14 protein-coding genes are annotated in these 14,157 nt (G+C 36.6%); 2 read left to right on the top strand and 12 right to left on the bottom strand.

What is annotated here, in order from left to right; genetic code table 11:
- Positions 1-44 precede the first annotated feature (44 nt).
- The 3 genes from D1094_RS16950 to D1094_RS16940 are packed head-to-tail and all read right to left on the bottom strand — an operon-like array spanning position 45 to position 4,367.
- Positions 45-806 (bottom strand): phosphoadenylyl-sulfate reductase, encoded by a 762-nt coding sequence (locus tag D1094_RS16950; RefSeq protein WP_118961302.1) that lies wholly within the window; start codon positions 804-806, stop codon positions 45-47.
- Positions 799-2,532 carry an assimilatory sulfite reductase (NADPH) hemoprotein subunit gene (cysI, locus tag D1094_RS16945; RefSeq protein ID WP_118961301.1) on the bottom strand — a complete coding sequence of 578 codons (1,734 nt, stop codon included), beginning with the start codon at positions 2,530-2,532 and terminating at the stop codon, positions 799-801. The genes D1094_RS16950 and cysI overlap by 8 nt, the downstream gene beginning before the upstream one ends.
- On the bottom strand, positions 2,532-4,367 hold the full coding sequence (locus tag D1094_RS16940) for an assimilatory sulfite reductase (NADPH) flavoprotein subunit (RefSeq protein ID WP_118961300.1): 1,836 nt from the start codon (positions 4,365-4,367) through the stop codon (positions 2,532-2,534). Before D1094_RS16940 ends, cysI begins: the two co-directional genes overlap by 1 nt.
- Before the next feature lie 235 nt (positions 4,368-4,602).
- Between D1094_RS16940 and D1094_RS16935 the strand changes: the two genes are divergently transcribed.
- Positions 4,603-5,256, top strand: coding sequence for a lytic transglycosylase domain-containing protein (locus D1094_RS16935; RefSeq protein WP_118961299.1), 654 nt, complete (start codon positions 4,603-4,605; stop codon positions 5,254-5,256).
- Between the two features lie 115 nt (positions 5,257-5,371).
- Here D1094_RS16935 and D1094_RS16930 read toward each other — a convergent pair whose 3' ends face one another.
- From D1094_RS16930 to D1094_RS16920, 3 genes are read right to left on the bottom strand one after another with little or no spacing between them, the layout of a single operon-like run.
- On the bottom strand, positions 5,372-6,127 hold the full coding sequence (locus tag D1094_RS16930; RefSeq protein WP_118961298.1) for a TIGR04219 family outer membrane beta-barrel protein: 756 nt from the start codon (positions 6,125-6,127) through the stop codon (positions 5,372-5,374).
- A gap of 3 nt (positions 6,128-6,130) precedes the next feature.
- On the bottom strand, positions 6,131-7,126 hold the full coding sequence (locus tag D1094_RS16925) for a DUF2333 family protein (protein WP_118961297.1): 996 nt from the start codon (positions 7,124-7,126) through the stop codon (positions 6,131-6,133).
- A 9-nt stretch (positions 7,127-7,135) separates the two neighbouring features.
- Entirely contained in the window at positions 7,136-7,609 is a 474-nt protein-coding gene (locus D1094_RS16920) for a copper chaperone PCu(A)C (protein WP_118961296.1), read from the bottom strand.
- Positions 7,610-7,677: 68 nt separating this feature from the next.
- On the opposite strand from D1094_RS16920, the gene D1094_RS16915 reads away from it, so the two are divergent.
- A complete protein-coding gene (locus tag D1094_RS16915; protein ID WP_118961295.1) occupies positions 7,678-8,415 on the top strand; it encodes an enoyl-CoA hydratase-related protein in 738 nt (245 codons plus the stop codon).
- Positions 8,416-8,512: 97 nt separating this feature from the next.
- Here D1094_RS16915 and D1094_RS16910 read toward each other — a convergent pair whose 3' ends face one another.
- From D1094_RS16910 to D1094_RS16885, 6 genes are all read right to left on the bottom strand, one after another.
- Complete coding sequence (locus D1094_RS16910; protein WP_118961294.1) at positions 8,513-8,854, bottom strand: hypothetical protein; 342 nt, start codon at positions 8,852-8,854, stop codon at positions 8,513-8,515.
- A 33-nt stretch (positions 8,855-8,887) separates the two neighbouring features.
- A complete protein-coding gene (locus tag D1094_RS16905) occupies positions 8,888-9,118 on the bottom strand; it encodes a PspC domain-containing protein (RefSeq protein ID WP_118961293.1) in 231 nt (76 codons plus the stop codon).
- A gap of 111 nt (positions 9,119-9,229) precedes the next feature.
- Entirely contained in the window at positions 9,230-9,892 is a 663-nt protein-coding gene (gene pspA, locus D1094_RS16900; RefSeq protein WP_118961292.1) for a phage shock protein PspA, read from the bottom strand.
- Positions 9,893-9,918: 26 nt separating this feature from the next.
- A complete protein-coding gene (locus D1094_RS16895) occupies positions 9,919-10,239 on the bottom strand; it encodes a hypothetical protein (protein ID WP_118961291.1) in 321 nt (106 codons plus the stop codon).
- An 859-nt stretch (positions 10,240-11,098) separates the two neighbouring features.
- The gene (gene dusA, locus D1094_RS16890; protein ID WP_118961290.1) at positions 11,099-12,064 is read right to left on the bottom strand and encodes a tRNA dihydrouridine(20/20a) synthase DusA; all 966 of its coding nucleotides are present in this window, start codon (positions 12,062-12,064) and stop codon (positions 11,099-11,101) included.
- A 439-nt stretch (positions 12,065-12,503) separates the two neighbouring features.
- A complete protein-coding gene (locus D1094_RS16885; RefSeq protein ID WP_118961289.1) occupies positions 12,504-13,862 on the bottom strand; it encodes a hypothetical protein in 1,359 nt (452 codons plus the stop codon).
- Positions 13,863-14,157 lie beyond the last annotated feature (295 nt).

Genomic DNA, 14,157 nt, shown 5'->3' with positions numbered 1-14,157 from the left:
ATCAAGGCGTAAAAAAAAGCGACTAAAATGTCGCTTTTTATTAGTTAAATACCATCACCATCAGTATGTAGACCACATTCTCGTTGACCACCGCCAAATCGAGTGTCACTTTCATCCATACCTAAGGTCAAAGGTTGAGTACTATGTACATCGCCTACTGACACATAACCTTCGTCCCATAATGGGTGATAAGGTAAATTATGTTTGGTTAAGTATTCATGCACATCTTTATTATGCCAATCAATAATCGGGTGAACCTTAAAACGACCACGCAAAATACTCACAACAGATAAACCTTTACGATGCTCAGACTGTTGACGCCTTACACCAGAAAACCATGTTCCGGCATTTAACTCAGATAAACCTCTTTCTAACGGCTCTACTTTGTTACGGCGATTGTATTGCTTTAATGCTTCATCACCTTGGCACCACTGCTCACCATATTTAGCTATTTGCCAAGCTGCACTTTCTTTGGCGCTATACACTTGCAAGTTTAGCTTTAATCGCTCAGTCATTTGATCAATGAATCGATATGTTTCAGGAAACAAATGACCAGTATCAGTTATGATAACCGGAATATTGCTATCAACCTGTGTCATCATATGCAACATAACTGCTGATTGAATACCAAAACTTGACGACAACACAAATTGTGAAGGCAAATTCTCCATTGCCCACTCAACACGTTCTGTGGCCGTTTGTTTTTCAAGTAACTCGTTCCACTGGTTCAACCATGGCTCTGGTAATGACGCTGGAAATCGATTATTGATTGCAGGCTTTGACGATGCATTTTCAACATTAATCATGAAAATCTCGCTTACTGACTTTTACTTCTGCAATAATGCCAGCGCGTATAACAAAATCACCAAAAGATTCATTTGTATTTCGTTCAACCGCCCAACGAGCAACTAATGTATCAATTTCAGTCAGAATATCTTGTTCACCTAAGTTTTCTTTATACATTTTAGGTACACGAGTACCTGAAACATTACCACCTAAGTGCATGTTGTATTTTCCTGGCCCTTTACCTACCAGACCAATTTCTGCCAGCATGGCTCTACCACAACCATTCGGACAACCTGTAACGCGCAAAATAATACTTTCATCGGCAACATTATGCTTAGCAAGTATTCTTTCAACATCGTCAACTAAGCCAGGCAAATAACGCTCTGCTTCTGCCATAGCTAATGGGCAAGTTGGAAAAGCAACACAAGCCATAGAGTCTTTACGCTGTTTTGAAACGCCATCATCCATCAAACCGTGATCACGGGCTATCTTTTCAATTTGAGCTTTATCTTCTAAGGCAACGCCCGCAACAATTAAGTTTTGGTTTGCTGTCATACGAAAATCACCTTTGTGGATTTTTGCAATTTCAGCAACACCTGTTTTCAATGCTTTACCTGGGTAATCTAATAATCGACCATTTTCAATAAACAAGGCTAAATGATGCTTACCATCAAAACCTTCAACCCAGCCGATTCTGTCGCCACGGCCTGTAAACTCGTACGGACGAGAGTCTTCAAAAGTAATTCCTGCTCGTTTTTCAACTTCTGCTTTGAAAACGTCTGTACCGACGCGATCTAACGTGTATTTTGTTTTAGCATTTTTACGGTTAACACGGTTGCCCCAATCTCGTTGCGTTGTTACAACAGCAGCAGCTACATCAAGTGTATTCGCTAACGGCACAAAACCTAAGTCATCCGCCTTTCTAGGGTAGGTTGATTTATCACCATGAGTCATGGCTAAACCACCACCCACAAGTACATTAAAACCAACTAACTTACCTTGGTCAGCAATGGCGATAAAGTTCAAATCATTGGCGTGAACATCTACATCATTTTGTGGCGGGATCACAACCGTTGTTTTAAATTTACGTGGTAAATAGTTACTTCCTAAAATAGGCTCTTGTGTTTCTTTACCTTCAGGCCCTTCAAGTTTTTCACCATCTAACCAAATTTCTGCATAGGCACGTGTTTTAGGAAGTAAGTGCTCACTTATTTTTGTAGCCCACTCGTACGCTTCTTGATGTAGTTCAGACTCAACAGGGTTGGTTGTACATAAAACATTTCGGTTTACATCGCCCGCCGTCGCAATAGAGTCTATGCCAATGCTATTTAACGTTTGATGCATTAATTTAATATTTGGCTTTAAAACACCGTGAAACTGGAATGTTTGACGGGTTGTTAAACGGATACTGCCATACATCGTTTTATCAGTAGCAAACTTATGAATAGCCAACCATTGTTCAGGTTTAATAATGCCACCAGGCATACGAGCACGAAGCATTACGTTATGTAATGGCTCTAATTTTTGTTTAGTACGCTCGGCACGAATGTCTCTATCATCTTGTTGATACATACCGTGAAATCGAATTAGCTGAAAGTTATCAGCAGTAAAACCGCCAGTAACTCTATCAGATAAATCTTGCTCTATAGTGCCACGTAAAAAATTACTTTCACGCTTTAAACGTTCGTTATCAGCCAAATTGCCTTCAACAACTAATGGGCCTTTTGCGTTACTTGAATCAGTCATTAATATACATCCTTCTGATAACGCTTAGCGTTACGTAAATCTTTTAAGTACTCTTTTGCTTGCTCTTCGCTCAAGCTACCTTGTTCGGCAATAATTTCTAATAACGCCGCTTCAACATCTTTTGCCATGCGACTCATATCGCCACAAATATAAACATGTGCGCCACGTTCTAACCATGCGAATAACTCTTGCGCATTTTCACGTAAACGGTCTTGTACATAGATTTTTTCAGCTTGATCTCTAGAAAATGCAAGATCTAAACGAGTCAATAAACCTGATTTCAAATATCCTTGCCATTCAACTTGATATAAAAAATCTTGCGTGAATGTTTGATCACCAAAGAACATCCAGTTATCACCGGCGGCTTCATCAGCATCTCTTTGCTGCATAAACGCTCTAAATGGTGCAACACCAGTACCTGGACCAATCATAATAACAGGGGTGTCACCATTGGCTGGCAAACGAAAGTTATCATTATGTTCAACAAATACTTTAACGCTTTGTCCTTCTTCAAGGCGATTTGCGAGATAACCTGAAGCACCACCTGTTCGTAGCTGTCCATTCTCGTCATATTCAACAAGACCGACAGTTAGATGAACTTCTTCCTCAACTTCTGCTTGCGCCGAAGCGATTGAATATAATCGAGGTGTAATTTTACGTAAGCTATCAGCTAAGTCTTGTGCTGATATATCTGCTTTAGCTGCAGCAATAACATCGACAATTTGATGATTAGCAGCGTATTCTCGTGCTGTATTTTTATCAGCAGCGACTGTTAATAATGCTTCATCGCCACTCACATTTGCCCAATATTCTATAAATGCTGGTGCTGTTTGTGTAATTTCAAGCTGTTCAGTCAAAGCTTCTTCTAAGTTGAACGATTTATCTTCACCACTGACTTTGAGTGTCACTTGTTCTTCACCAGTGAAGTTCAATGTAGCTAAAAGCTCTGCAACAAGTTGTTTATCATTTTCAAACCAAACACCTAATGCATCACCTGCTTGATAAGTTAAACCTGATTCACCTAAATCAATTTCAATATGACGAACATCTTTAGCAGAATCACGACCTGTAATTTTTTGGCTTAAAGAGAATTCAGCTAACAATGGGTTTTGTTTATTATATTGACTTGCAGCACCCGCAGTCACGGGTAAGTCATATACTGGTGCTAAACCTGCGTCAGTTTGAGTTAATTCTTCTTTTAAGCTTTCAATGATGTTTAAAGACCAGCTTTGGCTATCGCTGTCGTAATCAACATCACAGTCAACACGAGGGGTTACTTGTTCAGCACCTAACGCTTTTAAACGCTCATCGAAATCTTTACCTGTTTGGCAAAAGAATTCATAACTGCTATCACCTAACGCTAAAACGCTATAGCGTAAATTTGGTAGTTTTGGTGCTTTCTTTCCCGATAAAAACTCATGAAATTCAATAGCATCATCTGGTGGCTCGCCTTCACCGTTTGTACTTGCCACAATAAGCAAGTGTGATTCTGACTTAAGTGATTTCGCTTTATAATCAGAAATATTCTTTAGGTTAACGGTAATGCCTGCATCGGTTGCAGTAGTTGCTAACTGTGTAGCTACCCCTTTAGCATTACCCGTTTGTGATGCATATAAAATAGTTAGCGTTTTTGCCACGGCAACGGCTGCTGGAGCAGGTAAAACTTGAGCATTTTGCCCTTGTTCACTTTTCGCGGCTAAATAACCACTTGCCCAAGCAAGTTGTAATGAAGAATAGTTAGCAGTCGCTTGTTGTAACTGTGTTAATTGGCTGGCATCTAACGCACTACCACCATTCGAAGTATTTTGATTTTTTAAGTGCTGCTCTGGCAACATAACGATTTCACCCATTGCAATTGATGGTGCAAGAATAGACAAAAAAAGAGCAATGCAGAAGGAATAGATAGAAATTTTTTATTCCAAAAAGGAATATTGATATTTTTATTATTGGCAAAGAGGCTACTGAGTTATATTTAAATGCTATAAAATAGAGGTGTTGCTTTGTTCAACTTGACAAACTAATTGCTCTCAGACCATGATTTATATAGATAAACTTATTTAGGCTGCTACTTTGCTTTTACTTCACACTACATTAATTCGCGGTATTTTTCTGTTAAGTTTGTTTTCACTAACGAATGCCTTGGCTGAAAATAATAAGCATACGCCTATCTATAAATATAAATCAGCTGATGGTGTCACCTCTTTTTCTGGCATTGAACCGATAGGAGTTGATTATAAACAAGTTCGTTTTGACTGTTATGCGTGTAAAGTTGATTCATTAATTAATTGGCGCAAAGCTAAGCTTTATGTAACCAAGTATCACTCACTTATCAGCAAGGCTTCAGACCAGTATGATATTGACCCTGCTTATGTTAAAGCCATTATTCATGCAGAGTCACATTTTGACCCTAAGGCGATCTCTAAACAAGGCGCGCAGGGGTTAATGCAGCTTATGCCTGAAACTGCACAATGGTTAGGTGTTAAAAACCCTTTTGTTGCACAGCAAAATATTAATGGTGGTGTAAAGCACCTTTCTCGCCTGTTAAAAAAATATAATGGTAATATCAGCCTCACGTCTGCTGCATATAATGCAGGTGAAGGCACTATTAAACGCTATGGTGGTATTCCGCCATACGCTGAAACTAAAGTGTATGTTGAGCGTGTTGAAATATTGCATGATCGTTACATTAAGCAGCAGCGATTATCCCAAAAGTTAAAAAGCTAAATGTACTTAAAAATAAAAAGCCCTCAAACCTTAACCGTTTGAGGGCTTAAATTATTGCTAAGTTGTGGCAACTCTAAAAAATATTAAATCTCGCCGCCATTAAACTTAATAGCTATTAAAAATGAACGATAGCGCCTACAAATAATCCATCAAATGTCATATCACTGTAGAAATCATCTAAATCATTAAGTTCAAGCTTAACGGTACGATAACCCACCGTTAAATCTAAATCGACCGCTAGGTTATCTAGAAGTTCATAGCTAATGCCTGCTTGCACATCGTAGACTGTGTTGTCATCGTAACTAACAAAGTTTCCTTCTGCAAAAAAGTTGAAACCAGTAAATGGTAGACCAACAATTGTTGATAAATATAACATTGGAATATAACCACTGGCAGTTAAGTCACTATTCAATGTTGTGACAGAATCTTCTACTTTAATATAAGTATCGATTTCTCTTGCAGTTAAACCAAAATCAAAAGTTAATAAATCATTATCAAACAGTTCGTAATATAAAGTGTAATCTATATAGCTTGTATCAAGCGTAGTATCGAGCGTTGTATTTGCAGAATAAACTTGCCCATTAAACTCAAAACTAGTACTTAACTGTGTACCACCAACGGTATCTAGTGAAGTACTCGCAATTTTCGCATTAGGGATTAATGGAATTGGATGCTCAAATGCAATGAAATAGCTACCCTGATATTCATCATCAAAATTGAAAACAGCTTGATCTTTAGAGCCTTCTCCGAAACTACCGCTAGCTTGATTTGCCCATGCTTGACCACCAATATAGAGGCCTAATAAAGTATCTGCTTGCGCTGTTGTACAGGTCATTAGCGCTAAACTTGCTGCTAAGATTGTCTTTTTCATTTTTTATCCCTTGCTTAATAATTCATTTAAATCAATTAGAGCGGCATTTGCTCTCGATATATAATTTGCCATAACAAGCGAATGGTTGGCTAAAACGCCAAAACCATCACCGTTTAATACCATTGGGCTCCAAAGTGTTTGTTGGCTCGCTTCCAGCTCTCTAATAATTTGCTGTAAACTGATTTTCGCATTTTTATTAGTTAATACACTATCAAAATCAATTTCTACCGCTTTCAGTAGTTGCAATAACGCCCAAGATGCGCCTCTAGCTTCATAAAAGACATCGTCTATTTGCCACCAACTGGTTTTTAGCTGTAATTGACTTGCTGCACTGCTCGATTGTTGTGCTTTGCTATCTCCTGCTAAATCTGTATTTATTTGATCACGCCCCACACTCGAACTTAATCGATGTGAATAACTGCCTAAGCGTTTTTGTACTTCTTCAATATAAGCTCTTAAGTTATCTGCTCGCGCATAAAACTGTGCTTTTTCTTGACCCTTTATATTGACTAAACCGGCACGATAATTATACAAACTTTTAATGGCTTTACTATATTCTGACTCGGCACTTGGCATTGCCCAGTTTTTATGATTAATGTTAAAACGAGGTTGTGCTTCTTTTAAATGCTCATTGACTAACGATTGTGATTGAGAACGACTAAAGTCTTTGCGCATTACTAGCGCCATATCTCTCACCATTTCTAATACACCAAACTCCCAAGCGGGCATATTATCTAAAAATACTGATGGCGGTAGTGCATCATTAGCCAAATAACCACCTGGCTTGTTAAGTAAGGTTTCCGCGACTTTGATCAGTGCGGTAGTGGTAGTATACCCAACCACTGGAGCAACATTTTCAGCTTGAGCAGCCATGGTGACTTCTTTTTTAATATCAATAGAGTCAGGCTCTATGCTCCAATAGACACCAAGCCCATAAAAAAAGATAAAGATGCCAGCGACAATAAGGGAAATAGTTCGCGTAGATAAGTTTAATTTCATAATCCACTCCTAGTGGTGATGATGATGTTGCTGCTTTTGCTTTAAACTTTGAACAGGTAATTGAATTACTTTCTTTTGTTCATCAGTAAAATGTAATGTTAGCTCAACAACTTCACCAGGTTTTAGTACATGAGTCAGCTTAAAAAGCATCAAATGTAAACCCGATGGTTGTAAAACTAATGACTCATTACTGTTTATCTTAACAGATTCTAATTTTTGCATACGCATCATGTCGTTTGTCATGATGTTTTGATGAATTTCAATCTGTGGTGAAATTTTACTGCTCACTTTAGTTAAAGTCACTGTTTTTTCACTATTATTAACAATTGTCATATAAGCTGAAGTTATCTCTGTACCCGGTATGCTAGCCCTGACATAAGCATTCTCTTGCTTTACTTTTATATTTAAATCATTAGCGCTAGCGCCTGCTATGTTAAAGCTGGTTATTATTACAAATACCAAACTCAAGTATTTATTTATCATTTTCGCTATACATCCTTTTTAATAAGCTCTATTGTTAAGTGCATTGTTCAACAAGTAACTGGTCAGACATGTCAAAATTAACTCTTACTTCAAATGCACAGGGTGTTTTTACCATAACCTTAAACCGTGTAGATAAAAAAAATGCCTTAAATACCGAAATGTATCAACAACTTTGTCAACATTTTCGATATGCCATGCAAACTGAAAGCATTCATTGTGTTTTAATCCAGGGCAATGCAGAATGCTTTACTGCCGGCAATGATCTTGATGATTTTTTACAATGTCAGCAAGATGAAGACCTTGTCGCATTAGAATTTGTTAGAGTACTTGCCGAATTTAAAAAACCATTAGTTGCCGCTGTTGCGGGTGCTGCCGTAGGCATTGGTACCACTCTCTTACTTCATTGCGATATGGTTATTGCTGCCAATAACGCTAAGTTTAAGTTACCTTTTACCCAACTTGGCTTGTGTCCTGAAGCCGGCTCAAGCTTACTGTTACCGCAACGCATCGGCCATAATCGCGCATTTGAGTTATTAGTACTTGGTAAAACTTTTACTGCAGAGCAGGCCTTGCAATACGGTATGGTTAATCAAGTTTGCCAGCCCGCTGAATTACTCTCTCTTGCGAGCGATGTTGCTTTAAATATTGCTAAACTGCCACAAGATGCCGTATTAACCAGTAAAATGCTTATGCGTCAGGCTAGCCAAGCTGTGTTACCTCAAGTAATCAAAGAAGAGGGAGAACAATTTAAACGATTGGTTAATACTGATGTATGTAAAAATATTTTGGCTAAATTTTTCAAGTAACATTTTTACTCATTGACCCACCCTAGTATAGGTTGAGACATTCTGATTAAAAAGCCTGCTTTAAGTCAGGCTTAATTACTTATGTGTAGAACAGTTTCTATCTATACTGAGGTTTCGATTTTTCTTTTGTTGCAAACCATATAGCAAACGCTATTAATAGTACTGGCCAAAACACCCCTACAGCAACCATAACTACCGACCCTACAATTAATAATCCTATAAAAATAATACTACCAAAAACACTTAACACAATCGCTAAAGCGATAACTACCAATAGCACAACAACTAATGCAGAAACACTTATTGCTTTAATAGGTTCGATTAACTCTTCGCCCATATAAACACTTACATTTAATAATTCTAATAAACTGGTTCCTAAAACATAGGTTAAAAAGAGTGTTGCTAGAATTGCTAGAATCAAAGATTTAAAAAATGTCATGTTTCCTCCTTGCTTTCAATTTTTCAAACGCCTTTAGTAAGCTCTGTGGCTTGGTAATAAAGCACTTGCTACAACATAAGCAACACCAGTTGCTACGGGTAAAAATATTAGTGCCGCAATTGCTGCCACTCTAACGACTACTCTTGGGTATTCATAATGCTTTGCAATACCAGCACAAACACCTGTTAATTTTTTATTAACGATATCTTTTGATAAACCTGGGGTAATTACTTTTTCTGTTGTGTACTCTCTACGATAATTCATTTTTCTCTCCTCGCTTACTACCTAGTTTTGGCTTCCTTGCCTTGTCCATTATTCAGGTCTTTCCAATTGACCTTCATTCATCCTTATTGACCTAGCTTCCTTGTCTTACTACTAGCCATTAACTACTTGCTTCTTCATTGCCGCTAATTCTTGCTCAATGTTTTCGTCTTTTTCTAAATCAGCGATTTGTGTCGATAAATCTTTATTTTCTGTCATATCAAATGCCTCAACTTGCGCTTCAATACGATCAATTTTTTGCTGATACCGCTCAAACTTACCTATCGCTTCATCGATGTTGTAAATCGCCGCTTTTTCTCTCACTTTTAACCTTACTTCAGCAGACTCTTGTCTTAACAATAATGCTTCTTGACGACGCTTTGCTTCATTCAATTTACTTTGTAACTTTTGTGCATCATCTTGTACCGCGCTTAGAAACTCACTTAAATGCTTGTTTTCTTCTTCAAGTTGTTCAAGCTCTGCTAAATACTTATGTTTCTGTGCTAACGCTGCTTTTGCTAAGTCATCTCGATTCTTAGCCAATGCAAGCTCTGCTTTTCCATGCCAATGGGTGACACTTGCATGACTGGCAGAAACCTTTCTTGCCAATGTTTTTTGTTCAGCAATATTTTTTGCTGCCGTCGCACGAACTTCTACTAATGTTTCTTCCATTTCTTGAATGATTAAACGAATCATCTTCTCTGGTTGCTCTGCTTTATCTAGCATGCTGTTAATATTCGCATTCACAATATCGGTAAAACGTGTAAATAAACCCATGTGTATATCTCCTACTTCTTTTTAAATTACTTGTTATTTGTTTGTTTAACTTTTTTCACTGTAGATACAGTTGCCACAGTCATCTTATCTTCAACCTGGTTTTTTGTGCTTTCTTGTTTAACTGTTTCATCAAATGTGAAGTTTAATGACAAAGCTTTAACTTCTTCTTTAATCGTTTGTTGAAGTTGCTTATTAAGTTCTTTCATCATTTGTTGACCTTGCGCTACAACAAAATCACTCACTGTATTTTCTACGCTGGCTGATGCCGCATTAACATTCATAGAAAATAAACCACCTAAAGTTACAACTAATACCAAACCCATTTTTTTAATGTTTAAAGTTTTCATCATCAATTCCTTCTTCTCTTTAAATTTAATTACTGTGGTTTACTGCTATTGTGAATCGTAATATCAACTTCAGTTAAACCAAATTGACTAACAACATGCTAGCCTGTTCACATCGTTACAAGTACTATTACAAGTGCTGTGCCAACGTTGACAATTATTTTATATCATTGATAAATAAAAACTTTTAATATTTTATAGTACAAGGACTTACTTTCGGACATATTATGTCAAACCAAAATATAGTCAAATTAACCATGAATGTTAGTCAAATTAACCAAGCAACTTGATTCATTAAAAAGAGTAAAAAGAGACTTAAAAAAACAAGTCCATATGAAAGATATTTGGTAAAGCGAACGTTTTGTTTTGCATAAATTTCAGGCATAAAAAAGCCAACTTTATAGTTGGCTTGATTGCGATAAACAGAAAGGGACGTTGTTAAATCATATTAAATCTATATTGCAGTTAATAACGCTATTAACATGCTCACACAATAACGTGTTAAGTAGATTCTTTTTCAAATAAACTTACTAAGATAGAAGTAGCTAATAAAGCTAACACCGGCATCATCGTTAAAGTAAAAAAGAAAGTTAAATCTAGCATGACTAATCCTTATATATTTATTGCTACTTGTTACTAAGTTGCAATAAGTGTTACAAAGGTTGTGCCAAATTCTTAACTTTTAATTATGCAATTGAAATATAAAGAAAAATACTTTTCCAGTAACTCCTCTATACCATTAAGTATCTTTTGTGTTTTATTTTGATTGGTTAAATTAACTAACTATTAGTAAAAAATACAATTTATTCAGCTGACAACAGTAATAAGCAACATTGTTATTGATAATGAGGTTAATAATGTTTTAGCTAAATTGTACTTTCAACGCTGCTTCTTTTAATGTTTGACCGCTAGCTTCTGCATTACCAGCGCACTCGCTTAAATAACGTCGATATTGTCTTGCTCCAGCTAAACCATTACATAAACCCAGCATATGTCTTAAAACATGCCAAGCTTTTCCACCAGAAGCAACATGCTGATTAACATAACTTATCATCTGCTCAATAACATCTTCACGTGTTAAAACAGCCGTAGATTGTTGATATAACTTCTGATCAACTTGAGCCAATAAATAGGGGCTGTTATAAATCTCTCGGCCAATCATTACGCCATCAACATAGTTTAAATGCTCACTGGCCTCCTCAAGAGACTTTATACCACCATTAATTGAAATTTCTAACTCGGAGAAATCCTGCTTTATTTGATAAACTCTATGATAATCAAGTGGTGGAATATCACGGTTTTGCTTGGGGCTTAAGCCACTTAGCCAGGCTTTTCTTGCATGAATAATAAAATGCTGGCAACCCGCTTGAGCAACTTGCTCAATGAAGGTATGTAAAAACTCATAACTGTCATGGTCATCTATACCTATTCTCGATTTCACGGTAACAGGCACTTTAGTTGCCGCTTGCATTTCATTCACACATTCTGCCACTAATGCCGGTTCAGCCATCAAACATGCCCCAAAGCGTCCATTTTGTACTCTATCTGACGGACAACCAACGTTAATATTAATCTCATCATAACCTCGTTGCTCTGCAATTTTGGCACACTCAACCATAGCAATAACATCACTACCACCAAGCTGAAGGACTAAAGGGTGTTCAGCATCGTTATAAGCTAAATAATCTCCTCGACCATGCAAAATAGCTCCCGTGGTTACCATTTCGGTATAAAGAACCGTATGCGCAGACATTAGGCGATAGAAATAACGGCAGTGACGATCGGTCCAATCAAGCATTGGTGCAACTGACAATTTATGGTCAATCATTTTAAAGTTCCTGAATTTGCAATAAGACTATAAGGTTTTCAAAAGGTTATTTTGTCGTGAACTAGAGATGAATTAGGCTAAATTAATACTAAACAACATTAACAAACCAACAGCAACAACCCAATTCGCTGCCTTACTATACAAAGCTTACAAAGATGCTGGCTATTATACAGTTAAGCTAAATATAAGTTAAATAAATCGCCATATAGTCTGTAAATAACTTGTGAGACAAGGGAGGTTACAAGTGTGGTATTTCATTAGTCACTAGGAAATAGCCAATGCCAAAAGCTATGCCATACTTTTATCACGATAAAAACAACGAGCAAAAGCCAAAATATGCTCTCTAACCCTTCCCACAAATTAAATATAAATTCCATGTTAAACCTCCTTAATTTTAAGTTCTTTTTATACTGATTATCACTTAAAAATATAAATTACTTTATGTGTCCATTCCTTCAATATTAATTATTGCAGAGCGATTTAAGGTGATTTTAAAGCGTTGTGCTGACTCACTATGTTTAGATTTATGTTTCAAAATAAGGTTTATTTGATAACGCCTTTCAACGGCTTGTTTCGAAATTTTTTGTCCGTCTAAGCTGAAAAGTTTACCTTCACCTTTTTTAAGGTAACGTACAAAGGGGGTTAAATTAAAAAATAATTGCTGCTGAATTTCGTCATACCCAGGTAAATATTCTTTAACTATAACTTTATTATCGCAACGAAAATGGAGTAGTCGTGCCGTTTGTTTATTTTGCTGGCGACGTTTTTGAAAGAGAAAATCAACTGATTTAGGTAGATCCTTTTTATTAATATATTCAAGCCACAGTATTTGGCTTAATATTCGTTTTCCACTAACGCTATGTGTGTAGATATTCTGCCATTTGGGTCGTCCTTTTTGAATCTTGCGCCAAATAAGCCCGGTAAGATCATCTTTAAAAGTTTCTCTTAAACCATAAATAACGCCCAATAATGCAATTAATGCAATAGTGACTTCAGCAAAACTAGATCTGGCATTTAAAACTAAGAACATGACAAAAGCCATAATTATTGCTGTTACTGTGCCACGCACTAAACGCTTTAAGTTGCGATTTAAGTAACGTGTTTGTTTATTAAAAACGACTCCATATTCAATTAAGCGCTGTAATAAGCGCATTTTATTAGTAATACGATTGGGATCATCGAGTGTCACTTGTGAATTATATTTATTCTCTTCTCGATATTCATTTTCTTCACGACAAAAAGTAAGTAAGTATTCACGCTCAACAGAGAACTCACTGCTCTTTGGGCCTTGAGCTAATAGCTTTAAAAAAGATTGCTCTGCATGCCAGCTTAAATAGTTATCTGCATTTTCAAAAAAGGAACTGAGCTTGGTATCTGAAGGTGTGTAGCGGCGCAGTTTTTTCATTAACACTGCTGTTTGTTCAACTAGCTCTATAGCAGCAGGAAAAAACTCCTCAGGGGTTTTTAGTTTCAGTGTTTGTTTAATATCGGCATCAAGTGCGATTCTAATTTGATAGGAGTATAGGTTAAGATTGAGTCGGTAATCAGTTTGCTCTCCTTTATTCTGACTTATAAATCGACTTCTTACTAACGGTAAATGTAACTGTGCTGAATAGTAAGCGCTATGACTTTTAATATTTGAATAAAAGTAGTCTTCTTCTTTTAAGGTACTCGGATTTATACCCATTTCTTCGGGTAGAGAAAAATAAAGATCTAACCGTTGATACTCTTGAGGTAGCAGTTGATGGCTAATCTTAAATGAAAGGTTTTCATCTTGTACTAATGTTACATTACTCACTCGTTATTGCTGCTCCTTATAACAAAGCTTCCTACTGAAGTTGGCTTTTATACCCTTTGCATAAAGAAGTGTTCCGTTAGAACAACATAGGCAACATTAGAACTAATGTCTGCAATCAATGCCTTGTCTCTAAGACTTTAAATTCTCGCTAAGAGAATACTTTCTTATACGAATTGGTATTACTTTTTAGTAAAAAGCTAGATAACACAATAATAAGCATAGCAATTTTTCAGTCAACTTACTGAGATATTATTTACCTTTTTGTAGCAAGTTGTAGCAAGAGCAAAACGTTATT

Origin of the sequence: Colwellia sp. RSH04, from assembly GCF_003545765.1 — a bacterium.
Classification (GTDB): Bacteria; Pseudomonadota; Gammaproteobacteria; order Enterobacterales; family Alteromonadaceae; genus Colwellia.
The sequence above is the reverse complement of the archived record's forward strand: the minus strand, read 5'-3'. Positions and strand labels throughout refer to the sequence as shown.